This is a genomic window from Microbacterium sp. CCNWLW41 (assembly GCF_037083505.1).
In genome coordinates, this window is sequence record NZ_JBAOJP010000009.1 from 273,944 (window position 1) to 298,948 (window position 25,005).

The 25,005-nt window shown below is 70.3% G+C and carries 21 protein-coding genes and 1 tRNA gene; 10 read left to right on the forward strand and 12 right to left on the reverse strand.

The window, feature by feature from the left end; genetic code table 11:
* Positions 1-187: 187 nt before the first annotated feature.
* A complete protein-coding gene (locus V6R91_RS27850; protein ID WP_442928195.1) occupies positions 188-1,477 on the forward strand; it encodes an MFS transporter in 1,290 nt (429 codons plus the stop codon).
* 30 nt (positions 1,478-1,507) lie between these two features.
* Here the strand turns inward: V6R91_RS27850 and V6R91_RS27855 are convergent, their stop codons facing one another.
* Both V6R91_RS27855 and V6R91_RS27860 read right to left on the reverse strand, forming a co-directional pair.
* Entirely contained in the window at positions 1,508-1,954 is a 447-nt protein-coding gene (locus V6R91_RS27855) for an SRPBCC family protein (RefSeq protein WP_336397939.1), read from the reverse strand.
* On the reverse strand, positions 1,947-2,324 hold the full coding sequence (locus V6R91_RS27860; protein ID WP_336397940.1) for an ArsR/SmtB family transcription factor: 378 nt from the start codon (positions 2,322-2,324) through the stop codon (positions 1,947-1,949). The genes V6R91_RS27855 and V6R91_RS27860 overlap by 8 nt, the downstream gene beginning before the upstream one ends.
* Before the next feature lie 93 nt (positions 2,325-2,417).
* Between V6R91_RS27860 and V6R91_RS27865 the strand changes: the two genes are divergently transcribed.
* Complete coding sequence (locus V6R91_RS27865) at positions 2,418-2,987, forward strand: dihydrofolate reductase family protein (RefSeq protein ID WP_336397941.1); 570 nt, start codon at positions 2,418-2,420, stop codon at positions 2,985-2,987.
* A 30-nt stretch (positions 2,988-3,017) separates the two neighbouring features.
* Here the strand turns inward: V6R91_RS27865 and V6R91_RS27870 are convergent, their stop codons facing one another.
* Genes V6R91_RS27870 through V6R91_RS27880 form a run of 3 tightly spaced genes read right to left on the reverse strand, consistent with a single transcriptional unit; the run spans position 3,018 to position 6,237 of the window.
* Positions 3,018-3,779, reverse strand: a complete 762-nt coding sequence (locus tag V6R91_RS27870; RefSeq protein WP_336397942.1) for an SGNH/GDSL hydrolase family protein — start codon at positions 3,777-3,779, stop codon at positions 3,018-3,020.
* A 25-nt stretch (positions 3,780-3,804) separates the two neighbouring features.
* Complete coding sequence (locus V6R91_RS27875; protein ID WP_336397943.1) at positions 3,805-5,157, reverse strand: MFS transporter; 1,353 nt, start codon at positions 5,155-5,157, stop codon at positions 3,805-3,807.
* Between the two features lie 36 nt (positions 5,158-5,193).
* A complete protein-coding gene (locus V6R91_RS27880) occupies positions 5,194-6,237 on the reverse strand; it encodes an LLM class flavin-dependent oxidoreductase (RefSeq protein ID WP_336397944.1) in 1,044 nt (347 codons plus the stop codon).
* Positions 6,238-6,326: 89 nt separating this feature from the next.
* Here V6R91_RS27880 and V6R91_RS27885 point away from each other — a divergent pair, with 89 nt between their 5' ends.
* Positions 6,327-6,983, forward strand: coding sequence for a phosphoribosyltransferase (locus V6R91_RS27885; RefSeq protein WP_336397945.1), 657 nt, complete (start codon positions 6,327-6,329; stop codon positions 6,981-6,983).
* 13 nt (positions 6,984-6,996) lie between these two features.
* Here the strand turns inward: V6R91_RS27885 and V6R91_RS27890 are convergent, their stop codons facing one another.
* Positions 6,997-8,670, reverse strand: a complete 1,674-nt coding sequence (locus tag V6R91_RS27890) for a DUF885 domain-containing protein (protein ID WP_336397946.1) — start codon at positions 8,668-8,670, stop codon at positions 6,997-6,999.
* Between the two features lie 74 nt (positions 8,671-8,744).
* A complete protein-coding gene (polA, locus tag V6R91_RS27895) occupies positions 8,745-11,402 on the reverse strand; it encodes a DNA polymerase I (RefSeq protein ID WP_336397947.1) in 2,658 nt (885 codons plus the stop codon).
* A 79-nt stretch (positions 11,403-11,481) separates the two neighbouring features.
* Here polA and V6R91_RS27900 point away from each other — a divergent pair, with 79 nt between their 5' ends.
* Complete coding sequence (locus V6R91_RS27900) at positions 11,482-11,913, forward strand: hotdog fold thioesterase (RefSeq protein ID WP_336397948.1); 432 nt, start codon at positions 11,482-11,484, stop codon at positions 11,911-11,913.
* A gap of 59 nt (positions 11,914-11,972) precedes the next feature.
* On the opposite strand, the gene V6R91_RS27905 is transcribed toward V6R91_RS27900, so the two are convergent.
* Complete coding sequence (locus V6R91_RS27905) at positions 11,973-12,596, reverse strand: ANTAR domain-containing response regulator (protein ID WP_336397949.1); 624 nt, start codon at positions 12,594-12,596, stop codon at positions 11,973-11,975.
* A gap of 46 nt (positions 12,597-12,642) precedes the next feature.
* Between V6R91_RS27905 and V6R91_RS27910 the strand changes: the two genes are divergently transcribed.
* The 5 genes from V6R91_RS27910 (at position 12,643) to V6R91_RS27930 (ending at position 15,187) form a co-directional block, all read left to right on the forward strand.
* Positions 12,643-12,725: transfer RNA gene (locus tag V6R91_RS27910), tRNA-Leu, on the forward strand.
* A 161-nt stretch (positions 12,726-12,886) separates the two neighbouring features.
* Entirely contained in the window at positions 12,887-13,240 is a 354-nt protein-coding gene (locus V6R91_RS27915) for a PadR family transcriptional regulator (RefSeq protein WP_336397950.1), read from the forward strand.
* Between the two features lie 2 nt (positions 13,241-13,242).
* Positions 13,243-13,611, forward strand: a complete 369-nt coding sequence (locus V6R91_RS27920) for a DUF1048 domain-containing protein (protein WP_336397951.1) — start codon at positions 13,243-13,245, stop codon at positions 13,609-13,611.
* Positions 13,608-14,423 (forward strand): ABC transporter ATP-binding protein, encoded by an 816-nt coding sequence (locus V6R91_RS27925; RefSeq protein ID WP_336397952.1) that lies wholly within the window; start codon positions 13,608-13,610, stop codon positions 14,421-14,423. Before V6R91_RS27920 ends, V6R91_RS27925 begins: the two co-directional genes overlap by 4 nt.
* Positions 14,420-15,187 carry an ABC transporter permease gene (locus V6R91_RS27930; protein ID WP_336397953.1) on the forward strand — a complete coding sequence of 256 codons (768 nt, stop codon included), beginning with the start codon at positions 14,420-14,422 and terminating at the stop codon, positions 15,185-15,187. The genes V6R91_RS27925 and V6R91_RS27930 overlap by 4 nt, the downstream gene beginning before the upstream one ends.
* Before the next feature lie 73 nt (positions 15,188-15,260).
* Here V6R91_RS27930 and V6R91_RS27935 read toward each other — a convergent pair whose 3' ends face one another.
* Positions 15,261-15,650: an SHOCT domain-containing protein gene (locus tag V6R91_RS27935; protein ID WP_336397954.1), complete on the reverse strand. Its 390-nt coding sequence runs from the start codon at positions 15,648-15,650 to the stop codon at positions 15,261-15,263.
* Positions 15,651-15,796: 146 nt separating this feature from the next.
* Here V6R91_RS27935 and V6R91_RS27940 point away from each other — a divergent pair, with 146 nt between their 5' ends.
* Positions 15,797-17,422: a RecQ family ATP-dependent DNA helicase gene (locus V6R91_RS27940; RefSeq protein WP_336397955.1), complete on the forward strand. Its 1,626-nt coding sequence runs from the start codon at positions 15,797-15,799 to the stop codon at positions 17,420-17,422.
* A 6-nt stretch (positions 17,423-17,428) separates the two neighbouring features.
* Here the strand turns inward: V6R91_RS27940 and pyk are convergent, their stop codons facing one another.
* Genes pyk through gltB form a run of 3 tightly spaced genes read right to left on the reverse strand, consistent with a single transcriptional unit; the run spans position 17,429 to position 24,991 of the window.
* Positions 17,429-18,877: a pyruvate kinase gene (pyk, locus tag V6R91_RS27945; protein ID WP_336397956.1), complete on the reverse strand. Its 1,449-nt coding sequence runs from the start codon at positions 18,875-18,877 to the stop codon at positions 17,429-17,431.
* Between the two features lie 47 nt (positions 18,878-18,924).
* On the reverse strand, positions 18,925-20,391 hold the full coding sequence (locus V6R91_RS27950) for a glutamate synthase subunit beta (protein ID WP_336397957.1): 1,467 nt from the start codon (positions 20,389-20,391) through the stop codon (positions 18,925-18,927).
* Positions 20,384-24,991, reverse strand: a complete 4,608-nt coding sequence (gene gltB / locus V6R91_RS27955; protein WP_378880759.1) for a glutamate synthase large subunit — start codon at positions 24,989-24,991, stop codon at positions 20,384-20,386. Before gltB ends, V6R91_RS27950 begins: the two co-directional genes overlap by 8 nt.
* Between the last annotated feature and the right edge of the window lie 14 nt (positions 24,992-25,005).

Below are 25,005 nucleotides of genomic sequence, written 5' to 3' on the forward strand. Positions count from 1 at the left end.
GCGATGGGCCCTCCCCTGCTGTGGGACGAGTTGTCCCTCGACAACCGTGACGCAGTCGCCACCGCGCGAGGAGGGTCTTGACAAACGACGCGTGAGCACTCAAAGAGCCGCGGATGCCGGCGGCTACTGTGGAATCGTGCCCAGCCTCTCGCGTCCTCCCGCGGCGGGGCCCGGGCTGCGCGCGTGGGTGATCTGGACCGTCGGGGTGGCCGCCTATGTGCTCGCGATCACGAACCGGTCCTCCCTCAGCGCCGTCGGCGTCGATGCGGCCGCCCGGTTCGATGCCGACGCGGCGACCCTGTCGATGTTCGCGGTCGTCCAGCTGGCGGTGTACGGCGGGATGCAGATCCCCATCGGGGTGCTGCTGGACCGATACGGCGCTCGGCCCATCATGACGGTCGGCATGATCCTGATGGCGGTGGGGCAGCTCACCATGGCCCTCTCCCCCAGCGTCGGCGTCGCGATCCTCGCGCGGATGCTGCTGGGGGCGGGCGACGCGGCGATCTTCCCCGGGGTGCTGCGTCTCATCGCCACCTGGTTCCCCGCTCAGCGGGGACCGCTCATGGTGCAGTTCACCGGTATCGTCGGCCAGTCCGGGCAGCTCGTGTCGCTGGTGCCGCTGGCGGCTCTCCTCCACGCGACGAGCTGGACCATCACGTTCGGCAGTATCGCCGGGCTCGGCATCCTGTTCGCGGTGCTGGTGTTCCTGCTCATCCGCAACCATCCGCCCGACCGCGACGACGACGTGTCGGTGGACACCGACACCGGAGCGATCCGGGTCGTGACCTCCGCCGTCGACACCGGCGTCGGGATCCGCGCGGCATGGGCGCACCCCGGCACGCGGCTGGCGTTCTGGTCCCACTTCACCACCCCGTTCGCCGGGACGGCTTTCGTCCTGCTGTGGGGAATGCCCTTCCTCACCGCCGGCGAAGGCCTCACCACCGCCCAGGCGGCCTCGGTCATGTCGCTCTACGTCGTGGTCGGCATGCTGCTCGGGCCGGTGATGGGCGAACTGTCCCGCCGCGTCCCCCATCTGCGGTCGCAGGCCCTCGTGCTGCCCACGGTCGCCGTCCAGGCGATCGCGTGGCTCGCGGTCATCGCCTACCCCGGGCCGGCGCCGCTGTGGCTGCTCCTGGTGCTCGCCGTCGCGCTCGCGACCGGCGGTCCCGCCTCGATGATCGCCTTCGACCACGCCCGCACCCACAACCCGTCGCACCGGCTCAGCACCGCGACGGGCGTGACGAACGCCGGCGGGTTCCTGGCGGCACTGATCGCCATCCTCCTCATCGGCCTCGCCCTCGACCTGCAGGGTGCCGGAACGCCCGACACCTACAGCTTGGACGCCTTCCGCGTCGCGTTCCTGATGCAGGTGCCGCTGTGGCTGCTCGGAGCCGTGCTCATCGTGATCGAGCGCAAGCGCACCCGCATCCGGCTCGGCCTGGATCCGCCCCGCCGGCCACGCGGGCCGCGCCGCTGACGCGGCATCCGGATCGACACCGCGGCGTCGTCACGCGGTCTGCAGGCGCTCCAGCACGCGCTCGATGTCGTCGACGAACGCGTTGTAGCCGGCGATCGTCGCCGCGACCTGCTCGTCGGTGAAGTCCGACCGGTCCTGGCGGATCGTGAGGACCGTGGCGCCGTCGCTCTCCTCCAGGTCGAACAGCACGGGCAGGCCTGCGTCGTCGCCGGGCTGGTCGGTGAGCGTCATGGCCAGGTGCGACGGCGGCTCGACCACCCGGTACTCGCCCGCCCAATGGATGAGACCACCGTCCGGCAGATGCATGACGGCGCGGAAGGCCCCACCCGGTCGCACGTCCATGGTCAGCGTCTCCTGCGGGACCTCCACCGCCGCGGTGCCGAACCACACGGCGAAGTGCTCGGGCCTGGTGAGGGCCTCGAAGACGAGGTCGCGCGGCGCCTGCAGGGTGCGGGTCACGGTGAAGTACTCAGTCATGGTCGTTCTCCTTCTCGGTGGATGCGACGGCCCTGCCGTCTGCGGCGCCCAGCTGCTGCAGGGCGTTGAGGTAGTGGTCGAGTGCGCCCAGACTGTCCTCCCAGAACCGCGCGTAACCGCCGATCCAGTCGGATGCCGCGGCCAGGGGTCGTGCATCGAGCCGCGCGGGCCGGTACTGGGCGTTACGGCCCCGCGTGACGAGGCCCGCCCCCTCGAGCACCCGGAGGTGCTTCGAGATCGCGGCGAACGTCATGTCGAACGGCTCTGCGAGCTCGCCCACCGTCGCCTCCCCGTCGGCGAGCCGCGCCAGGATGGCACGACGCGTGGGGTCGGCGAGAGCCGCGAACGTGCGGCTCAGGGTGTCGGCCACGGGACTCCTCCTTTGTTCAACCGGTAGGTACAATACCGATCGGTTGAACAAACGTCAATACCCGGTGTCGTATCCCCGCGATACCGTCACGACATGCCTCGCGTCATCTTCTACACTGCGACCACCCTCAACGGGTTCCTGGCCGACGACGACGACTCGCTCGAGTGGCTGTTCGCCGCCCCGGGCGGCGAGGGCGGCGACGCCGACTTCCAGCGGTTCCTCGCGGGCATCGGCGTACTCGTGCAGGGGTCGTCGACCTACCGGTGGGTGCTCGAGCACGAGGACCTCGTCGCGCATCCGGAGAAATGGCCGGCGTACTACGGCGAGCGGCCCACGTGGGTCTTCACCACGCGGGAGCTGCCGGTGGTCCCGGGGGCAGACGTCCGCTTCGCGGCCGGAGACGTGCGTGACGCCTGGCCGCAGATCCGCGACGCCGCCGGCGACCGCGATGTGTGGGTCGTGGGAGGGGGCGATCTCGCCGGACAGTTCGCCGATGCCGGGCTCCTCGACGAGATCCGCGTGTCCGTCGCGCCGGCCACGCTCCCATCGGGCAAGCCGCTCCTCCCCCGCCGCCTCGGCGCCGATCGGCTCGAGCTGCTCTCCGCGCGCCAGGCCGGCGCCTTCGCCGAGCTCACCTACCGGCTGAAGGGCGAACCGGGCTGAGGGCTGCAGTCGGCCCGGTCGGGGGCCGCGTCAGGCGGCTGAGGGGGCGAACGCGGTCCACTGAGCGAATTTGGCGGTCCGGCCGTCGCCCGACGAGGTTCCGGTGAGCCGGCGCCGCACCCAAGGCCCGACGTGGTCACGGTAGTAGGCCGCTCCGCGCGCGCCGGCGCCCGGCAGCGGATCGAGCGACCACCATGAGGCGGGCACCTCGAGTCCGAGGGCGTCGAGCACGCGTGCCGCGACGCGGTGATGGCCGCGCGAGTTCATGTGGAGGCGGTCCTCCGACCAGTACGGCGGGCTCGCGAGCTCCTCGTCGAACCAGTTGTAGGCGCGGACGATGTCGGAGCGAGCCGACAGCCGGGCCTCGACCGCGTGCGAGAGCAGGTCCCCCCGGCGCTGGATGACGCGTCGCAGCGGCAGCTGGCGCGTCGGGTTCGCGCCCGACAGGACGATGAGCTGCACGCCCTCCTCGTCGCAGCGACGCAGGACGGTGTCGAACGCCTCCACGACCCGCGCCACGCTCGTGCGCGGGCGCAGCATGTCGTTGCCGCCCCCGTTGAACGACAGGTGCGTCGGCTTGAGAGCCAGAGCGGGCTCGAGCTGCTCCTCGACGATCGGCCACACGAGCTTGCCCCGGATGGCCAGATTGGCGTAGTCGATCGCCTCGCCGGCGGCATCCGCCCACCCCTGCGCCACGAGGTCCGCCCAGCCGCGCACGCGTCCGTCGGGAAGCTCGTCGCCCACGCCCTCGGTGAAGGAGTCGCCGATGGCGACGTATCGAACGGATGCCACGACCCCAGCCTACGACCGCCACCGGTCACCGGTCGTCGAGCGCCGCCCCCCGCCGGTCGACGAGGCCCCACGCCGCGGCGGCCGCGACGGCGAAGAACACCGCGAACACCACGAACAGCGTCGGCGCCCCGCCCGCCATCAGCAGCGGCGGCACGACGAGCGGCGCGACGATGGACGCGATGCGGCCGGCGCCGGCCGCCCAGCCCGTGCCGGTGGCGCGCAGCGACGTGGGGTACATCTCCGGGCTCACCGCGTAGAGCGCGCCCCACGCCCCGAGATTGAAGAACGACAGCGCCATGCCGGCCGCGATGATCACGCCCGGCGATCCGGCCGTGCCGAAGAAGACCGCCGATGCTGCGGAGCCGATGAGGAACACCGAGAGCGTCGCCCGCCGGCCCCAGACCTCGATCAGCCAGGCCGCGACGGCGTAGCCGGGCAGCTGCGCCAGCGTGATGATGAGCGTGAAGCCGAACGAGCGCACCAGGTCGTATCCCTGCGCGACGAGGATCGACGGGATCCAGATGAACGCGCCGTAGTACGAGAAGTTGACGCAGAACCACACCAGCCACAGGCACGCCGTGCGCACGCGGAACTCGGCCGACCACAGCGCACCGAGCCGCTCCCCGAGGGAGGTCGCCTTCGCCGGTGACGCGACAGGCCTGCCGGCGGCCGGAGCCGCCGTGACGCCCGCCGCCTCCTCGAAGGTGCGCACGACCGACTCCGCCTGCGTGAACCTCCCGCGCCGCTCCAGCCACCGCGCCGACTCCGGCAGCCCCCAGCGCACGACGAGCGCATAGACGGCCGGGATGGCGCCCAGTGCGAACGCCCAGCGCCAGCCGTTCTCGGAGGACGGGATCACGAAGTAGCCGATCAGCGCAGCGAGCGTCCACCCGACGGCCCAGAACGCCTCCAGGATGACGATCAGGCGCCCGCGGATGCGCGCCGGCGCGAACTCGCTCACGTAGGTGCTGGCCACCGGGAGCTCGGCGCCGAGGCCGAGGCCGACGAGGAACCTCAGCACGAGCAGAGCCGCCAGCCCGCCGACGAGCGCGCTCGCGCCGGTCGCCACGCCGTAGACGAGCAGGGTCAGGGCGAACACCTGCCGCCGGCCGAAGCGGTCGGCCAGCAGGCCGCCGACGCTCGCGCCGATGGCCATGCCCACGAACCCGATCGACGCGATCCACGCGGTCTCGCTCGGCTGGAGGCTCCACTGCGCGGCGAGGGCCGCGATCACGAACGAGATGAGACCGACGTCCATCGCGTCCAGTGCCCAGCCGACCCCCGAGCCGGTGAGCACGCGCAGATGCGCGCGGGTGAACGGGAGGCGGTCGAGACGCTGCGAGAGCGTCGACGACATACGGGTTCCGGCATCCGTCATAGCGTCATGCTACGGATGCCGCGCACCCGGCGGGGCTCACGACAGCATGTCGCGCACGAGCGGGGCCACCTCGGTGCCGAAGAGCTCGATCGAGCGCATCATCCTCTCGTGCGACAGCGTGCCGGTGGAGAACTTCATGTCGAACCGCGACGCGCCGAGCGTTCGCACCGTGTCGGCGATCTTGCGGGCCACCGTCTCGGGCGAACCGACGTACAGTGCGCCGTCGGGCCCGACATCGTGCTGGAAGCGGAGCCGGTTGTACGTGGGCCAGCCGCGCTCCCGTCCGATCGAGTTGTTCATCGCCTCGAAGCCCTCGTAGGCCTCGTCCCAGGCCTGCTGGTCGGTCTCGGCGATGTGGCCGGGCGAGTGCACGCCCACGGGCAGCTGCGGCTGATCGAACGTCTTGAGCGACCGGCGGTACAGGTCGGCGAACGGCCGGAAGCGGGCGGCGGGGCCGCCGATGATCGCAAGCATGAGCCCGTAGCCGTACCGCGCGGCGCGGACCGCCGACTCGGGCGTGCCGCCGACGCCCACCCATGCCCGGAGCCCGTTCTCGGTCTTCGGGAACACGTCGGCGCCCTCCAGTGGAGCGCGCATCGTGCCGCTCCAGGTGACCGGCTTCTCCGTCAGCAGCTGCGAGAAGAGGTCGAGCTTCTCGTCGAAGAGGGCCTCGTAGTCGCGCAGGTCGAACCCGAACAGCGGGAACGACTCGATGAACGACCCGCGGCCGAGGATCACCTCGGCGCGGCCGTGGGAGACGGCATCGAGCGTGGCGAAGCGCTCGAAGACCCGCACGGGGTCGTCACTGGAGAGCACGGTGACGGCGGTGCCGAGGTGGATCCGCTCCGTGAGCGCGGCGGCTGCCGCCAGGACGATCTCGGGGCTCGAGATGGCGAACTCCCGGCGGTGGTGCTCCCCCACCCCGAAGAACGACAGTCCGACGCGGTCGGCGAGCACGGCCTGCTCCACGACGTTGCGGATGGTCTCCGCGTCGCTGAGCAGCTCGCCCGACGCATCGCGGGTCACGTCGCCGAACGTGTCCAGTCCGAGCTCGATGGTGGCAGGGTCGACAGAGGTCATTGCGTCTCCTTCTATGCGATTGCATGAACCTCGCCGGTCGGTGCGGCATTCCCGAGACGTGCAGACCGCATGGGCGTAGCGTGTGGGGCATGGCCCTCTTCGCGGATCGACGGGCAGCCGGGCGGGAGCTGGCGGGCGCGCTCAGCCGGTGGCGGGGAACGGATGCCGTCGTGCTCGGCATCGCCCGCGGCGGTGTCGTGGTCGCCGCCGCCGTGGCACAGGAGCTCGGCCTCCCCCTCGACGCCGTCGTGGTGCGCAAGCTCGGGGCGGCCGGCCATGAGGAGTTCGCCGTCGGGGCCATCGCCGAGGGCGTCAGGATCGTCACCCCCGGGGCGGTCCGATGGGCGGGGATGTCCGAGGGCGACGTCGAGCGCGTCGAGGAGGCCGAACGCGAGGAGCTGCAACGGCGGACGGATGCCTACGGCTCGCGTCCGGCTGATCTGACCGGCCGCACGGCTCTCGTCGTGGACGACGGCGTGGCGACGGGCGCGAGCGCGGTCGCCGCCTGCCGTGCGGTCAGGGCGCGCGGCGCGACGCGCGTGGTCCTCGCGGTGCCCGTCGCGCCGCACCGGTGGCGGCCGCCCGCGGATGCCGTCGACGAGTTCGTGTGCCCGCACCGCGAGGCGGACTTCTGGGCCGTGGGTCAGTACTACGACGACTTCGGCCAGACGACCGACGCCGAGGTCGTCGCCCTGCTCGCCGGCGACGGAGGAGGCTCAGCGACCGGCGCTGAGGACGATCGCTGAGCCTCGTCGCACGTCAGCGGGACAACGCGGCGCGAAGCGTGTCGAGTCCGACGCCTCCGATGTCGAGCGCCCGCTTGTGGAACTGCTTGATCGAGAACGCGTCGCCCTCGCGCTCGGCCACGTCGTCGCGCAGCTGCTCCCAGATGCGCTGGCCGACCTTGTAGGACGGCGCCTGGCCAGGCCAGCCGAGGTAGCGGTTGACCTCGAACTTCACGAACTCCTCGGGCATGTTGACGTTGCGCAGCATGAAGTCCAGCGCGAAGTCCGCGTCCCACGGTCCCTGCTCGTCGGGGCGCTGCTTCTCGAGGTGCACGCCGATGTCGAGCACCACGCGCGCGGCGCGCATGCGCTGGCCGTCGAGCATGCCCAGCCGGTCCGCCGGGTCGGAGAGGTAGCCCAGCTGCTCCATGAGGCGCTCGGCGTACAGCGCCCATCCCTCGGCGTGGCCCGACGTCCCCGCCAGGAGCCGGCGATACGTGTTGAGCTGCGCGCGGTTGTAGACCGCTTGGGCGATCTGCAGGTGGTGACCGGGGACGCCCTCGTGATAGACCGTCGTGAGCTCGCGCCAGGTGTCGAACTCCTCCACGCCCTCCGGCACCGACCACCACATACGGCCGGGCCGCGAGAAGTCGTCGGTCGGGCCGGTGTAGTAGATCCCGCCTTCCTTCGTCGGCGCGATCATGCACTCCAGCGTGCGGATCGGCTCGGGGATGTCGAAGTGGGTCCTGCCCAGCTCGGCGACGGCGCGGTCGCTGGTCTCCTGCATCCACTTCTGGAGCGCATCGGTGCCGTGGAGCTTGCGGCTGGCGTCCTGCTCGAGGAAGGCCACCGCCTCCTCGACGGATGCCCCGGGCTTGATCTCGTTCGCGATCGACTCCTGCTCCGCGACCATGCGGGCCAGCTCCTCGATGCCCCACTCGTACGTCTCGTCGAGATCGACGGTCGCTCCCAGGAACCGGCGGGAGTGCAGCGCGTACAGCTCGCGGCCGACGGCGTCCTTCTCCGTCGCCGCGGGCGCCAGCTCGGCGGTGAGGAACGACGCGAGTTCGTCGTAGGCGACGCGGGCGGCGTTGGCGTTGTCGGCGACCTCTCGCGCGAGCGACGCGGGCAGCTGGCCCTCCGCCGGGGCCGCTTCGGCCGCGAATGTGGCGAAGAAGCCGCCGTCGGCGGTGTAGCGGGCGATCTGCGTCGCGACCTCCACCACCTGGCGGCGGGCCGGCACGACGCCCTGGGCGATGCCCTCGCGCAGCGATGCGACGTAGCCGTCGATGGCGCCGGGCACCGCGCCGAGGCGCGTGGCGACGACGGACCAGTCGTCGGCCGTCGCCGTGGGCATGAGGTCGAACGCCGAGCGGATGTTCTGCGCGTGCGATGCGATGACGTTGAGGTCGCGCAGGTGCCACTTCGCGTCGTGGAGGTCCAGTCCGAGCTGGATCTCGCGCGCGAGGTCGTCCTGGGTGACGGCGTCCACATCATCGGCCGGTGTGGCGGCCTGCAGCGCGGTCAGGGTCTTGCGGCCCTCTTCGACCAGGCGCTCGTGCCCCTGCGGGCTGTAGTCGCCGAACCGGTCGTTGTACTCCGAGCGGCCGATGTACGTCGCGAGCGTCGGTTCGAGCTCGGCGAGGGTGTCGACCCACGCATCTGCGATCTTGTCGATCTGCGTGGGTGTGCGGGTTTCGTCAGTCATGGCTCCGAGCCTAGGGACGAGACGTGGTGCCGCCAAACGGGACTTCGAGTCTCTTCCCCGCGCCCGGCGCAGGCTCAGTGGCCGGCGGCGTTCCAGTCGTCTCCGCGGCCGATCTGCACGTCGAGCGGCACCGAGAGCTGCGCGGCGTCGCCCATGCGCGAGCGGACGATGCGCTCCGCCGCCTCCCACTCCGCCGGCGCCACCTCGATCACGAGCTCGTCGTGGATCTGGAGCAGCACCCGTGAGGTGAGACCCTCGGCGGCGAAGTCGTCGTGGATGTGGAACAGCGCGATCTTCATGATGTCGGCGGCGCTGCCCTGGATGGGCGCGTTCAGCGCCGCCCGTTCGGCGTTCTCGCGCAGCACGCGGTTGGGGCTGGCGAGATCGGGGAACGGGCGACGGCGGCCGAAGATCGTCTCGGTGTACCCGTCGATCCGGGCCTGCTCGACCGACGAGCGCAGGTAGTCGCGCACCGCGCCGAAACGGGCGAAGTACTCCATCATCAGCTGCTTCGCCTCGGCCTGTTCGATGCGCAGCTGCTTGGAGAGCCCGAAGGCGGACAGGCCGTAGACGAGACCGTACGACATCGCCTTGACCTTGGTGCGCATGGCGGGGGTGACGTCCTCGGGCGCGACGCCGAACACCCGGGAGCCCACGAAGCGGTGAGTGTCCTCCCCTGAGTTGAAGGCCTCGATCAGACCGGGGTCCTCCGACAGGTGCGCCATGATGCGCATCTCGATCTGCGAGTAGTCGGCGGTCAGCAGCGTCTCGTATCCCTCGCCCACCGTGAAGGCGGAGCGGATGCGCCTGCTCTCTTCGGTGCGGATCGGGATGTTCTGCAGGTTGGGGTCGGTGCTCGACAGCCGGCCGGTCTGGCTGCCGGTCTGCACGTACGTGGTGTGGATGCGTCCGTCGGCGCCCGCCGAGCGGTCTGCGCCGATCGCCGTGTCGAGCGACTCGATGATCTGGCGCAGCTTCGTCGCCTCGCGGTGCTGGAGCAGCAGGTCCAGGAACGGGTGCGGGTTGGTCTCCTGCAGGTCGGCGAGGACCGCGGCGTCCGTGGAGTACCCGGTCTTCGTCTTGCGGGTCTTCGGCAGCTGCAGCTCTTCGAAGAGCACCTCCTGCAGCTGCTTCGGCGAGCCGAGGTTCACCTCCCGGCCGATCGCCGCATACGCCTGCGCAGCCAAGGCGTCGGCGCGCGCGCCGAGCTCTCCGGAGAAGGCAGAGAGGCGCTCGTGCGAGACCGCGACGCCTGCCAGCTCCATGTCGGCGAGCGTGTGCAGGGTCGGAAGCTCGATGTCGGTGAGCACCTTCGTGACGCTCGGGGGCATCTCGGACTGCAGGGCGCGAGCCACGCGCAGCGTGTACCACGACAGCTGCCCGGTGGTCGCGCCCTCCGTCTCGGGTACGAGCTGTGCGGGATCGGACTCGGGCAGTCGCTCGTCGAGGTAGCGGTCGACGAGGTCGGCGAGGTTCTTGTCGGGGAGGCTGGGCCGCTGCAGCCAACCGCCGAGGATGACGTCGAAGACGAGCCCGCCCAGCCGCAGCCCGGCGCGGCGGAGCGCCTTGACCTGCGGCTTGGCGTCGGCGAGGACCTTCGGCTCGTCGGACGTCAGCCAGGGGGTCAGCGCCTCCTGCAGCTCGGGCGTCCATGCCGCTTCGGCGGCGGCATCGCTGGTCGCCGCCCCGATGCGCGCCGGCTGCCCGCCCTCGACGACGACCGTCACGCCGACCTCGCTGGTGGTGGCCGCGAGCCAGGCGGCGAAGTCCGTCGGCGAGAGCTCCTGTGCGACGGGGGCGAGCTCGGCCGCTGCCGACGTGACCGCGGCCATCTGCTGCTCGATGCCGGCCAGCTCGGCGACACGCGGGATGAGCGTCTTGAACTCGAGCCGGGAGAAGATGTCGCGCACCGCCTGGGCGTCCATCGGCTGCACCTCGAGGTCGTCGGGACCGAACGGAAGCTCGACGTCTGTCAGCAGGCGATTGAGGCGCCGGTTGCGGCGCACGTCGTCGAGGTGCTCGCGCAGGTTGCCGCCGACGACGCCCTTGATGGAATCCGCGCCCTCGAGCAGGGCGTCGAGCGAGCCGAACTGGGTCAGCCACTTCACCGCGGTCTTCTCGCCCACCTTCGGAACGCCGGGGAGGTTGTCGCTGGTCTCGCCGACGAGGGCGGCGATGTCGGGATACTGCTCGGGCGGCACGCCGTAGCGCTCGATGACGGCCTCCCGGTCGTAGCGCTTGAGCTGCGAGACGCCCTGCACGTTCGGGTACAGCAGTGTGATGTCGTCGTTCACCAACTGGATGGTGTCCCGGTCGCCGGAGCAGACGAGGACCTGGAAGCCCTGCGCCGCACCCTGGGTGGCGAGAGTCGCCAGGATGTCGTCGGCTTCGATGTCCTCCTGCGAGAGCGTGCGGATGCTCATCGCCGCCAGGCAGTCCTGCAGGAGCGGGATCTGGCCCTTGAACTCGCTGGGCGTCTCGGAGCGGTTGGCCTTGTACTCGCTGTACTCCCGCGTGCGGAAGGATTGCCGGGACGTGTCGAACGCGACGGCGAGGTGGGTGGGCTTCTCCGCCTTGATGAGATTGATCAGCATCGCCAGGAATCCGTAGATCCCGTTGGTGTGCTGGCCGTCCTTCGTCGAGAAGTTGTCGACCGGGAGGGCGTAGAAGGCCCGGTACGCCAGCGAATGGCCGTCGACGACGAGAAGGGTAGGCTTTGCGGTGTCCGTCACCCTGCAAGCCTAGCCAGGGGCGGCGACAGTCCCTCCCGCGCGGAACGCCCGTCCCGCCGCCCGAACCGAGAGTCCTGCCATGCCCGAGCACTCCCCCTCCGCCGTCGACGGACTCGCGTGGGCGGCGAATCGCGGCATGGGCGCGCTGGCCGAGAAGATGGGGATCGTCTTCACCGAGTTCTCGGTGGAGCGCGCGGTGGCGACCATGCCCGTCGAGGGCAACACGCAGCCCGTCGGGCTCCTGCACGGCGGTGCGTATGTGGTGCTGGGCGAGTCCCTCGGCTCGATGGCGGCGAACCTCTATGCCGGGCCCGGACGTCTGGCCGTCGGCGTGGACATCAACGCCACGCACACGCGCTCGGCCACGTCCGGGGTCGTCACGGGAGTGTGCACGCCCGTCCACCTCGGGCGCGGCATCACTGTCCACGAGATCGTGGTCACGGACGACCAGGGGCGCCGCTGCTCGACGGTGCGCATCACGAACCACATCACGCAGCGGCCGCAGCGCTGATCCTCACGCGAAGAGCGGATGCCCCGATCGAGGCATCCGCTCCTGCAAAGCGTGCGCGGTCAGCCCTTCTTCGGCGCGAGCTGCTCGATGATCGCCTTGGCGACGTCCTGCATCGTGAGGCGGCGGTCCATCGACGCCTTCTGGATCCACCGGAAGGCCTCGGGCTCGCTCAGGCCCATCTTCTCGTTGAGGAGGCCCTTGGCGCGATCGACGAGCTTGCGGGTCTCGAAGCGCTCGACCATGTCGGCGACCTCAGCCTCGAGCGTGATGATCTGCTCGTAGCGGGCGAGGGCGATCTCGATGGCGGGAAGCAGGTCGTTCGGCGTGAACGGCTTCACCACGTACGCCAGCGCGCCGGCCTCGCTGGCGCGCTCGACCAGTTCCTTCTGGCTGAAGGCCGTCAGCAGCACCACGGGGGCGATGTGGTTCTTGCTGAGCTTCTCGGCGGCGGAGATGCCGTCGAGCTGCGGCATCTTGACGTCCATGATCACCAGGTCCGGCCGCAGCTCGGTCGCCAGCTGGACGGCCGTCTCGCCGTCGCCTGCCTCGCCGACGACGTCGAACCCGTTGTCGCGGAGGATCTCGACGATGTCGAGGCGGATGAGCGACTCATCCTCCGCGACGACGACACGACGGGGTGTGGAGGCCGTGGGGGCGGCGTTCTGCTCCTGCTCAGTCACCATTGAATCCTACGGTATGGTCAATCGCGGACGCGCGGCATGCCCGCGGGCCGGTGTGGCGGAATGGCAGACGCGACCGACTCAAACTCGGTTGCCCGCAAGGGCGTGTGGGTTCGACTCCCACCACCGGCACCCCATCTGTCGCGGAGAGCGGATGCCTCGGATTCGAGGCATCCGCTCTTCGGCGTTTCCGGCACCCGAGACTTCTCGGTATTCGGTGTTGCTAGGTACTGGTACCTAGTGTTACTTTGTACTGGTAGTCAGCAACACTGAGTAGTCAGAGGAGGCGCGTGGTGGGCAAGCAGGAGACCGAGATGCTCAAGGGCACGCTGGAGGGCATCGTGCTCGCGATCCTCTCGGGCCGCCCGGCCTACGGATACGAGATCACCACGTGGCTGCGCGACCAGGGCTTCAGCGACATCGCCGAGGGCACGGTCTACGCCCTGCTCGTGCGGGTCGAGCAGCGCGGTCTCGTCGACGTCGAGAAGGTGCCGTCCGAGAAGGGGCCGCCGCGCAAGGTGTACTCCCTCAACGCGCAGGGGCGCGAACAGCTCACGGAGTTCTGGCGGACGTGGAGCTTCCTCGCAGAGCGCATCGAACAGCTCCACCGCCAGCACGAAGACAACAACAGGAAGGAAGAGGTCTGATCATGGCCGCCAAGTGGTACGAGGTCGTCACCGGCTCGCTCGAGCAGAAGAAGCAGTACAAGCAGTACAAGGCACGCATCGAGGCCCTGCCGGAGCCCTACCGTGCCGCGGCGAAGGCCGTGGAGCGGTACTTCATGACCGTCGGCGGCATGACCGACGGCGAGTCCATGGTCCAGATGCTCAGCGACTCCGCCGACATGTGGGAGCGCGCCGCCGCCGACCACACCCCCGTGCGCGACATCGTGGGCGAGGACCCGTCGGCGTTCGCGCAGGAGTTCACCGCCGCCTATTCGGGCAGGCAGTGGATCGACAAGGAGCGCGAGCGCCTCAACAAGGCGATCGACGACGCAGAGCGAGGAGAGAACCGATGACCGCCGCCACCGTCATCCAGGTCGCCGGCCTGGAGAAGTCGTACAAGGACCTGCACGTGCTGCGAGGCGTCGACTTCGATGTGAAGAGGGGCAGCATCTTCGCCCTTCTCGGCTCCAACGGAGCAGGCAAGACCACCGTCGTGCGAATCCTGTCGACGCTGCTGAAGGCCGACGCCGGCAAGGCCGCGGTCGCCGGCTTCGATGTGGTCGCGCAGTCCCAGAAGGTCCGGGAGACGATCAGCCTCACGGGGCAGTTCGCGGCGGTCGACGAGGTCCTCAGCGGGCGCGAGAACCTGATGCTCATCGCGCAGCTGCGCCACCTGCCCGATCCGGGCGCCGTGGCCGACGACCTCCTCGCGCGCTTCTCGCTCACCGACGCGGGTTCGCGCAAGGTCGCGACCTACTCCGGCGGTATGCGCCGGCGGCTCGACATCGCCATGAGCCTCATCGGCGACCCGCCGGTGATCTTCCTGGACGAGCCCACCACGGGCCTCGACCCGGCGGCCCGCCTGGAGGTGTGGGATGCCGTCAGAGAGCTCGCGCGGGGCGGCACGACCGTCCTGCTCACCACCCAGTACCTCGAAGAGGCCGAGCAGCTCGCGGACCGGATCGCGATCCTCCACAAGGGCCGGATCATCGTGAACGGCTCCCTGAGCGAGCTCAAGCAGCTGCTCCCCGCGGCGAAGGTCGAGTACGTCGAGAAGCAGCCGAGCCTGGAGGACGTCTTCTTCGCCCTGACGGGCGAGGACGGCGCCGCGGAAGCCGGCGAGGCCGGGACCGGCACCGCCACGACACGGAAGGAAGGGCGATGACCTCTCACGCCATCGGCGACACCGCCGTACTCACCGGTCGGTCGCTGCGCCACATCCTGCGCAGCCCCGACACCATCATCACCACGGCGGTCACACCGATCGCCCTGATGCTGCTGTTCGTCTACGTCTTCGGCGGCGCGATCGACACCGGTGCCGACCGCGGGTCGTACATCGACTACATGCTGCCCGGCATCCTGCTCATCACCATCGCCTCGGGCATCGCATACACCGCCTATCGGCTGTTCCTCGACATGAAGAGCGGCATCTTCGAGCGGTTCCAGTCGCTGCCGATCTCGCGGTCGGGGGTGCTGTGGGCGCACGTGCTGACGTCGCTCGTGTCGATCGTCGTCTCGCTCGCGATCGTCATCGGCGTCGCGCTGCTCATGGGCTTCCGCACCGGGGCGAGCCTCGGCGCCTGGCTCGGCGTGGCGGGCATGCTCGTGCTGTTCACCCTGGCGCTCACGTGGCTCGCGGTGATCCCCGGACTGACCGCGAAGACCGTCGACGGCGCGAGCGCGTTCTCGTACCCGCTGATCTTCCTGCCGTTCATCAGCTCGGCCTTCGTGCCGACCGAGAGCATGCCGGCCCCGGTGCAGTGGTTCGCCGAGAACCAACCGGTGACGTCGATCGTCGACTCGATGCGGGCACTGTTCGCCGGCGAGCCCGTGGGCAGCGAGATCTGGGTCGCGATGGCGTGGCTCGTGGGCATCCTCGTCGTCGCCTACGTCGCGTCGATGGCGATCTACCGTCGCAAGATCAGCTGACGCGCGCTCCGGCCCAAGAGCAGATGAGCGGATGCCTCGACCCCGAGGCATCCGCTCTTCTGCTGCGCCGGCGCTAGGCGCCGAAGTACTGGTTGCCCAGGGCCTTGCTCTTGAGGGCGTCGAACTCGCCCTGCGTGATGATGCCGGCATCGAGGAGCTCCTTCGCCTTGGCGATGTCCTCGGCGGGGCTGGTGGAGGCGGCCGGACGGTAGTCGTCCGCTTCGGCCACCACTCCCCCGCGCGCGGCCTGGGCGCGCTCCGCCATGCCCTTCCCGCGGGCGATCACGTAGATCAGCGCGGTGAGGAAAGGCACGAACACCAGGAGGATGATCCACAGCGCCTTCATCCAGCCGTTGAGCTTGTCGTCACGGAACAGGTCCGTGATGATCACGATCACCACGTAGAGATAGGCGATGAAGTAGAAGCTCCAGAGCAGGAACCAGATGAAGTCGTTGAAGAACATGGCGTCCCCTGTCGGCGAGATGTGGTGGCGATAGCGTAGCGTCCGGCCGTGCCGGGACCTATGGGCGCGCCGGGCGTGTCAACCCCGCGGGGCGGATTCACGCGAGATGCGAGGATGGCCACTCCGTCACGAGGGAGAGGACCCGGATGCCCGACACGGCCATCGCCCGGGCGGCGCGCGAGATCTTCGGCTGGACGACGCTGCGCGCCGGACAGTCCGAGGCGATCGACGCGCTGGTCGCCGGGCGCGACGCCATCGTGGTCCTGCCCACGGGCGCCGGGAAGTCCGCCGTCTACCAGCTCGCGGGCGCACTGCGCGACGGTCTCACCGTCGTGGTGTCCCCGCTCATCGCCCTTCAGGACGACCAGGTCGCGCAGCTGTCGTCCGCACCGCGCGCCGCGCGCGGGGCGGTCCTCAACTCGACGCTCGGCGAGCGTGCGACCGCCGAGCTGTGGGACGAGCTCCGGTCGGGCGCCGTGGGATACCTGTTCCTCACGCCGGAGCAGCTGTCGAAGGACGACGTCGTGGCCGCGCTCCGCGACGTCGGAGTGGCGCTGCTGGCCGTCGACGAAGCGCACTGCGTGGCCAGCTGGGGCCACGACTTCCGGCCTGACTACCTGCGGCTGGGCGCGGTGCGCGAGAGGCTCGGCGCTCCCCCGGTGGTCGCGCTCACCGCCACGGGTGCCGAGCCGGTGCGTGTCGAGGTCGCCGAGCGGCTGCGGCTCGTCGACCCCGCCGTCGTCGTGCACGGGGTGGACCGCCCGAACATCGACCTGACCGTGCGCCGAGCCGTCACCGCCGACGAGAAGCGCGCCGCCGTCATCGCACACGTGTCGGCGATGACGGGATCGGGACTCCTCTACACCGCGACGAGGCGCGAGGCCGAGGAGTACGCGGCGACGATCGCCGAGGCGGGCTCTCGCGTCCGCGTCTACCACGCCGGCCTGTCGCGGTCCGAGCGCGAGGAGACCCACCGGGCCTTCCTCGCGGACGAGGTCGACCTGGTCGTCGCCACCAACGCGTTCGGGATGGGCATCGACAAGCCCGACGTGCGCTTCGTGACGCACGCATCGGTGCCCGAGTCGCTCGACGCGTACTACCAGGAGATCGGCCGTGCGGGCAGGGACGGCGACGCGGCGGACGCCACGCTCTTCTACCGCCAGGAGGACCTCGGCATCCGCACCTACTTCGTCTCGCGCAGCGTCGACCTCGACGAGCTCGCCGCGGCGTACTCCGCCGTGGCGAAGGCCGACGGACCGCTCCCGACGAAGGCGCTGGCGGCGGCCGTCGATGCGCCGCCCCGCAGGGTCACGCACCTGATCAACCTGCTCGTCGAAGGCGGGGTGGTTCGCGTCGGCCGCCGCGGGGCGGTGGCGGCGGCATCCGTCAGCCCGTCCGAAGCAGCGGCCCGCGCCGCGGAGGCGTCGGAGCGTCGCGAGCGGATCGAGCAGTCGCGGCTGGACGTGATGCGGCGCTACGCGGAGACGCGCGACTGCCGGCGACGCGCCCTCCTGCGCTACTTCGGCGAGGATCTCGACGCGCCCTGCGGCAGCTGCGACACGTGCCGTGCCGGCACCGCGGCGGACGCGGCGACGGACGAGGCCGGGGCGCCGTTCCCCTCCGGCGCGGAGGTCGAGCACACCGAGTGGGGCCGGGGAGCCGTCTCGGCGGTGGAGGGCGACCGTCTCACCGTGTTCTTCGAGGAACACGGCTACAAGACGCTCGCCCTCGACACCGTCATCGAGAACGACCTGCTCAGCCGCGTGGGCTGAGCCCGGTCAGTCGCGCGTCTTGTAGATCGGCGCCTTGCCGTGCACCGCGTCGCCCACCTTGTGGATGCGGATGTCGTTCGTGGAGCCGATGATCCCGGGAGGCGATCCCGAGATCACGACGACCTTGTCGCCGACCTTCGCCAGGTCGTTCGACAGCAGGTAGTCGTCGACCTGGATGAACATCAGGTCGGTGTGCGCGACGTGCTCGACGAGTGTCGACTGCACGCCCCACGTGATGGCCATGCGGCGGCGGATCGCCGGCTCGGGGGCGAACCCGATCATGGGGATGCGCGGGCGCAGGCGCGACATGCGCCGGGCCGTGTCGCCGGACTCCGTGAAGATGCACAGGAACTTGGCCTCGACGAACTCGGCCACCTCGTTGGCGGCGAGCGTGATGGCTCCGCCCTGGGTGCGCGGCTTCGTCGTGAGCGGCAGGATGCGCTCGAGGCCGTGCTCCTCGGTCGAGCCGATGATGCGCGCCATGGTCTCGACGGTCACCACCGGGTAGTCGCCGACGCTGGTCTCGCCCGACAGCATCACGGCGTCGGCGCCGTCGAGGACGGCGTTGGCGACGTCGGAGGCCTCGGCGCGGGTGGGTACCGGGGAGTGCGTCATCGACTCGAGCATCTGCGTCGCGACGATGACGGGCTTGGCCATGCGGCGGCAGAGCTCCACCGCGCGCTTCTGCACGATCGGCACCGCCTCCAGCGGCAGCTCGACGGCCAGGTCGCCGCGGGCCACCATGATGCCGTCGAACGCGTCGATGATCTCTTCGAGGTTGTCGACCGCCTGCGGCTTCTCGATCTTGGCGATGACCGGGACGTGCCGGCTCTCCTCGGCCATGATCACGTGCACGCGCTGCACGTCCTTGGCGTCGCGGACGAACGACAGCGCGATGAGGTCGGCGCCGGCGCGGAGGCCCCAGCGCAGATCCGCCTCGTCCTTCTCGGACAGGGCCGGGACGTTGACGGCGACACCGGGGAGGTTGATGCCCTTGTTGTTGGACACCGCGCCGCCCACGACGACCTCGGTGGTCACGACCGTGCCGTCGGTCTCGAGGACCTTCACGCGCACCTTGCCGTCGTCGATGAGGAGGAAGTCGCCGGCCTTGACGTCGTTTGGGAGGCCCTTGAACGTCGTCCCGACGATCTCCTTCGTGCCGAGGATGTCCTCGGTGGTGATCTTGAAGATGTCGCCGACGGCGAGCTCGTGGGGACCGTTCTCGAACTTGCCGAGTCGGATCTTCGGGCCCTGCAGGTCGACGAGGATCGCGACGGCGCGGCCGGCGTCCTCCGCGGCCTTGCGCACGTTGGCGAAATTGTTGTCGTGGACCGAGTAGTCCCCGTGGCTCAGGTTGAAGCGGGCGACGTCCACACCGGCATCGATGATCGCACGGACCATCTCATACGTGGATGTGGCCGGACCCAGGGTGGCGACGATCTTCGCGCGTCTCATCCGTGGTATCTCCGGGTTGGGGTGGATTGGCGAATGCCTCGGCCAGCCTACGCGGGCTGCAGGCCGATGGCGACATCCGTGGGGCGCACCGGAGCGGGCAGCTCGGTGTCGCCCATGAGGTACCGGTCGACGCTCGCCGCGGCGGCACGGCCCTCGGCGATGGCCCACACGATCAGCGACTGGCCGCGACCGGCGTCGCCGGCCACGAAGACGCCCGGGGCGGTCGTCTGGTAGTCGTCCTCGCGGCGCACGTTCCCGCGCTCGGTGAAGCGCGCGCCCAGCTGCTCCTCGAGCAGGCTGCGCTCGGGGCCGGTGAAGCCCATCGCGATGAGCACGAGGTCGGCCGGGATCTCCCGTTCGGTGCCGCTCTTGGGGACGCGGCGGCCGTCGACGAACTCGGTCTCGGCGACGCGCAGCGCGCGCACCTCTCCCGCGCCGTTGGCGAGGAACTCGACGGTGGAGGCCAGGTAGGAGCGCTCCCCGCCCTCTTCGTGGGCGGACTGCACCTCGAACACCGTCGGCGTCATCGGCCAGGGCTGGTGCTCGGGGCGCTCGCCCGGGGGCTGGCGGCCGATCGCGAGGTTCGTCACGCTCAGCGCACCGTGACGGTGGGCCGTGCCGATGCAGTCGGCGCCGGTGTCGCCGCCGCCGATGACGACGACGTGCTTGCCCTGCGCGGTGATCTGATGGGGAACCGCGTCGCCCGCGACAGCCTTGTTGGACTCCACGAGGTACTCCATCGCGAAGTGCACGCCGGCGAGGTCCCGTCCGGGGATCGGCAGCTCTCGCGGCACGGTCGAGCCCGTCGCGACGACGACCGCGTCGTACCGGGCGCGCAGATCGGCCCACGAGATGTCCTTGCCGATCTCGACGCCGGCGCGGAAGCGCGTGCCCTCGTCCTGCATCTGGCGGAGCCGGACCTCGAGGTGCTTCTTCTCCATCTTGAAGTCCGGGATGCCGTAGCGCAGGAGACCGCCGATGCGGTCGTCGCGCTCGAACACCGCCACCGTGTGGCCGGCGCGCGTGAGCTGCTGGGCCGCCGCGAGCCCGGCGGGACCCGAGCCGACGACGGCGACGGTCTTGCCGGTCAGGCGACCGGGGGGCTCCGGCTCGATCCAGCCGTTCGCGAACGCCTCGTCGGCGATCGAGACCTCGACCTGCTTGATGGTCACGGCAGGCTGGTTGATGCCGAGCACGCACGAGCTCTCGCACGGCGCCGGGCAGAGCCTGCCGGTGAACTCCGGGAAGTTGTTCGTGGCGTGCAGGCGCTCACTGGCGGCACGGCCCTCGCCGCGCCACGTCAGGTCGTTCCATTCCGGGATGAGGTTTCCCAGCGGGCAGCCCTTGTGGCAGAACGGGACGCCGCAGTCCATGCAGCGGCCGGCCTGCCGGCGCAGCACGGCGGAGTCGCCCGGCTCGTAGACCTCTTTCCAGTCCATGATGCGCACCGGCACCGGCCGCCGCGGGGGCAGCTCGCGCTCGGTGACCTTGAGAAAGCCTTTCGGGTCAGCCACCTGTCACCTCCAGGATGCGGTTCCAGACGACGTCTCCGTCGGGGTCGAGCCCCTCCGCGACGGCCGCCTGCCGGGTCTGCAGCACTGCGGCGTAGTCGCGCGGCAGCACCCGGACGAAGTTCGCCAGCTCCGCCTCGAAGTCGTCGAGGAGCGCTTGGGCGAGAGTCGATTCGGTCTCCGCGACGTGCTGCTCGAGCAGGTCGCGGAGGATCTCGGCGTCGCCGGAGCCGAGTTCGCCCAGGACGAGCTCGCCGCTGGCGAGGGCCTCCCGGTTGACAAGCTTGGTGTCGAGCCGGTACACGTACGCGGTGCCGCCCGACATGCCGGCGCCGAGGTTGCGGCCCGTCGCGCCGAGGATGACGGCGAGGCCGCCGGTCATGTACTCCAGCGCGTGGTCGCCGACACCCTCGACGACCGCCGTCGCGCCCGAGTTGCGCACGAAGAAGCGCTCGCCCACGACACCGCGCAGGAACATCGTGCCCTGGGTCGCGCCGTAGCCGATGACGTTGCCGGCGATGACGTTCTTCGACGCGTCGAAGGAGGCACCCCGCGGCGGCCGGACCACGATCTGTCCGCCGGACAGGCCCTTGCCGACGTAGTCGTTGGAGTCGCCCTCCAGTCGCAGCGTGATGCCGGCGGGCATGAACGCGCCGAACGACTGCCCGGCCGAGCCGGTCAGGTTCACCACGATGCTGCCCGACGGCAGGCCGTTCTCGCCGTGGGCGCGCGTGACGTGGTGGCCCAGCAGGGTCCCGACCGCGCGCTCGGTGTTGCGGATGGGCAGATCGATGGTGATCTGGCCGCCGTGGGCGACGACATCCTGGGCGCGCTCGAGCAGGGCGACGTCGAAGTGCTCCTCGAGCTCGTGCTTCTGGCCCGTCGTGTTGCGGCGGGGCTCGTCGTCGGCGAAGACGGGGCCGGCGAGCACCGGTGCGAGGTCGAGTCCGCTCGCCTTCCAGTGCCGGACCGCGCCGTCGACGTCGAGCAGGTCGCTGCGGCCGATCGCCTCGTCGAGCGAGCGGAAGCCCAGCTCGGCGAGGTACTCGCGCACCTCCTCGGCGATGAACTCCATGAAGTTCACCACGAACTCGGGCTTGCCGTTGAAGCGTGCGCGCAGCGTCGGGTTCTGCGTGGCGACACCCACGGGGCAGGTGTCGAGGTGGCACACGCGCATCATGATGCAGCCCGAGACCACGAGCGGAGCCGTGGCGAAGCCGAACTCCTCCGCGCCGAGCAGCGCGCCGATGATCACGTCGCGGCCGGTCTTCAGCTGGCCGTCGACCTGCACGACCACCCGGTCGCGCATGCCGTTGAGCATGAGCGTCTGCTGCGTCTCGGCCAGGCCCAGCTCCCACGGCGTACCGGCGTGCTTCAGCGAGTTCAGCGGGCTCGCGCCCGTCCCGCCGTCGTGGCCGGAGACCAGGATGACGTCCGCCAGCGCCTTCGCCGTGCCCGCGGCGACGGCCCCGATGCCCGACTGGCTCACGAGCTTCACGTGGACCCGGGCGCCGGGATTCGCGCGCTTGAGGTCGAAGATCAGCTGCTTGAGGTCCTCGATCGAGTAGATGTCGTGGTGCGGCGGCGGCGAGATGAGGCCGACGCCCGCGGTCGCATGGCGCGTGCGCGCCACCCACGGGTACACCTTCGTCGGGGGCAGCTGCCCGCCCTCGCCCGGCTTGGCGCCCTGGGCCAGCTTGATCTGGATGTCGTCGGACTCCGTGAGGTACAGGCTCGTGACGCCGAAGCGACCCGAGGCCACCTGCTTGATCGAGCTGCGGCGCTCGGGGTCGAGCAGGCGATCGACGTCCTCGCCGCCCTCGCCGGTGTTCGACTTGCCGCCGAGGCGGTTCATCGCGATCGCCAGCGTCTCGTGCGCTTCCTTCGAGATCGACCCGTAGCTCATCGCACCCGTCGAGAACCGCTTGACGATGGACGAGACCGGCTCGACCTCGTCGATCGGCACCGGCGTGCGTCCCTCGGTCTTCAGCGCGAACAGTCCGCGCAGCGTCTTCAGCTCGCCCGCCTGGTCGTCGACCAGCTTGGTGTACTCGCGGAAGATGTCGTACCGCCGCGTGCGCGTCGAGTGCTGCAGGCGGAACACCGTGTCGGGGTTGAACAGGTGCGGCGAGCCGTCGCGGCGCCACTGGTACTCGCCGCCCGTCCAGAGCCGCTCGTGCGCGCGCACGGCGGCGTCCTCGGGGTACGCGTAGGCGTGCCGGGCGGCGTTCTCGGCGGCGATGACGTCGAGCCCGACGCCGCCGAGCTTGGACTCCGTCCCCGTGAAGTAGGTGTCGACGAAGTCCTGCGACAGGCCGACGGCCTCGAACACCTGGGCGCCCGCGTACGACGAGACGGTCGAGATCCCCATCTTCGACATGATCTTCAGCACGCCCTTGCCGAGCGCGTAGATCAGGTTCTTGACGGCCTTCTGCGGCGAGATGCCGGTGATCATGCCGGCGCGCACCAGGTACTCGACGGTCTCCATCGCCAGGTACGGGTTCACCGCGGACGCGCCGTAGCCGATGAGCGTGGCGATGTGGTGCACCTCGCGCACATCGCCCGCCTCGACCACGAGACCGCACTTCATGCGGGTCTGCTTGCGGATGAGGTGGTGGTGCACCGCGGCGAGCATGAGCAGCGACGGGATGGGCGCGAGGTCCTTGTTGGAGTCGCGGTCGGACAGCACGATGAACTCGGCGCCGTCCTCGATGGCCTGGTCGACCTCCTGGCACATCTGCTCCAGGCGCTTGCGCATGCCCTTGTGGCCGGCCTCGACGCGGTACAGGCCGCGGATGGTGACCGAGGTGCGGCCCGGCAGCGCCGTGTCGATGTGCTGGATCTTGGCGAGCTCGTCGTTGTCGATCACCGGGAAGTCGAGGGTGACCACGCGCGTGTGGTCGGGTCCCCACTCCAGGAGGTTGCGCTCCGGTCCGAGGCCCAGCGACAGGGACGTGACGACCTCTTCGCGGATCGAGTCCAGCGGCGGGTTGGTGACCTGGGCGAACTGCTGCGTGAAGTAGTCGAACAGGAGTCGCGGACGCTCGCTGAGCACGGCGACCGGGGTGTCGGAACCCATCGCGCCGAGCGGCTCCGCGCCGTTCTGACCCATCGGCGCGAGGAGGATCTTGACCTCCTCCTCGGTGTACCCGAACGTGCGCTGACGGCGGGTGATCGAGGCGATCGGGTGCACGATGTGCTCGCGCTCGGGAAGCTCGGCCAGACGCACGCGGCCCGCGTCCAGCCACTCCTGCCAGGGCTCGAGATCGGCCAGGCCGGCCTTGATCTCGTCGTCCTCGATGATGCGGCGCTGCTCGGTGTCGACGAGGAACATGCGTCCGGGGCGGAGCCGTCCGCGGCGCTTGATGCGCTCCGGCGCGATGTCGAGCACGCCGGTCTCGCTGCCGATCACGATCAGGCCGTCGGTGGTCTCGGTCCAGCGCCCGGGGCGGAGGCCGTTGCGGTCGAGGGTGGCGCCGACGAGCGTGCCGTCGGTGAAGATGAGCGCGGCCGGGCCGTCCCAAGGCTCCATCTGCATGGAGTGGAACTCGTAGAAGGCGCGCAGCTTCGGGTCGATGTCGGCCTGCTTCTCGTACGCCTCCGGCACCATCATCATGATGGCGTGCGGCAGGCTGCGGCCGGTCAGGGTGAGGAGCTCGAGCACCTCGTCGAAGGACGCGGAGTCGCTGGCGCCCTCGGTGCAGATCGGCAGCAGCGGACGGATGTCGCCCAGCAGCTCGGACTCGAGCTGGGACTGGCGTGCGCGCATCCAGTTGCGGTTGCCGTTGACCGTGTTGATCTCGCCGTTGTGCGCGAGCATGCGCAGCGGCTGCGCGAGCGGCCACGACGGGAAGGTGTTGGTGGAGTAGCGCGAGTGGACGACGGCCAGCTCCGACGCGAAGCGCTCGTCCTGCAGGTCCGGGTAGAAGGGCTCGAGCTGCAGCGTCGTCACCATGCCCTTGTAGCCGAGCGTCCGCGCGGACAGCGACACGAAGTACGCGTCGAGCTCGGTGCGGGCGCGCTTGCGCAGGCGGAAGGTGCGCCGGTCCAGGGCGATCCCCGACAGCGCAGGGGCGTCGCCGGTCGCCGGGCGCGACACGAAGAGCTGCTCGAACACCGGCCGCGCCTGGAAGGCGAGCTTGCCGAGGTTCTCCTCCGCGGTGGGCACGTCGCGCCATCCGAGGACGGTCAGGTTCTCGGATGCCGCGATCCGCTCGATCCCCGCCTTCTGGGCCTTGCGTGCCTCGTCGTCGCGCGGGAGGAACACCATGCCGGCGGCGTACTCGCCGACGGGCGGCAGCTCGAAGTCGACCACGGCGCGCAGGAAGGCATCCGGCATCTGCGTGAGGATGCCCGCACCGTCACCGGTGCCGGCGTCGGAGCCGATGGCTCCGCGGTGCTCGAGGTTGCGCAGCGCCGTGAGCGCCAGGTCGATGATGTCGTGTCCGGCCTCGCCGCGCAGCGTCGCGACCATCGCCAGGCCGCACGCGTCCTTCTCGAACGCAGGGTTGTACATGCCCTGCTTCGCGGGGAAGCCGGCCTGTCCCGACGATGCGGGGGTCCTCACCTCGGTGGAGGTGACATGACGGGGGCTCGAAGCCATACCTACCGTCCTCA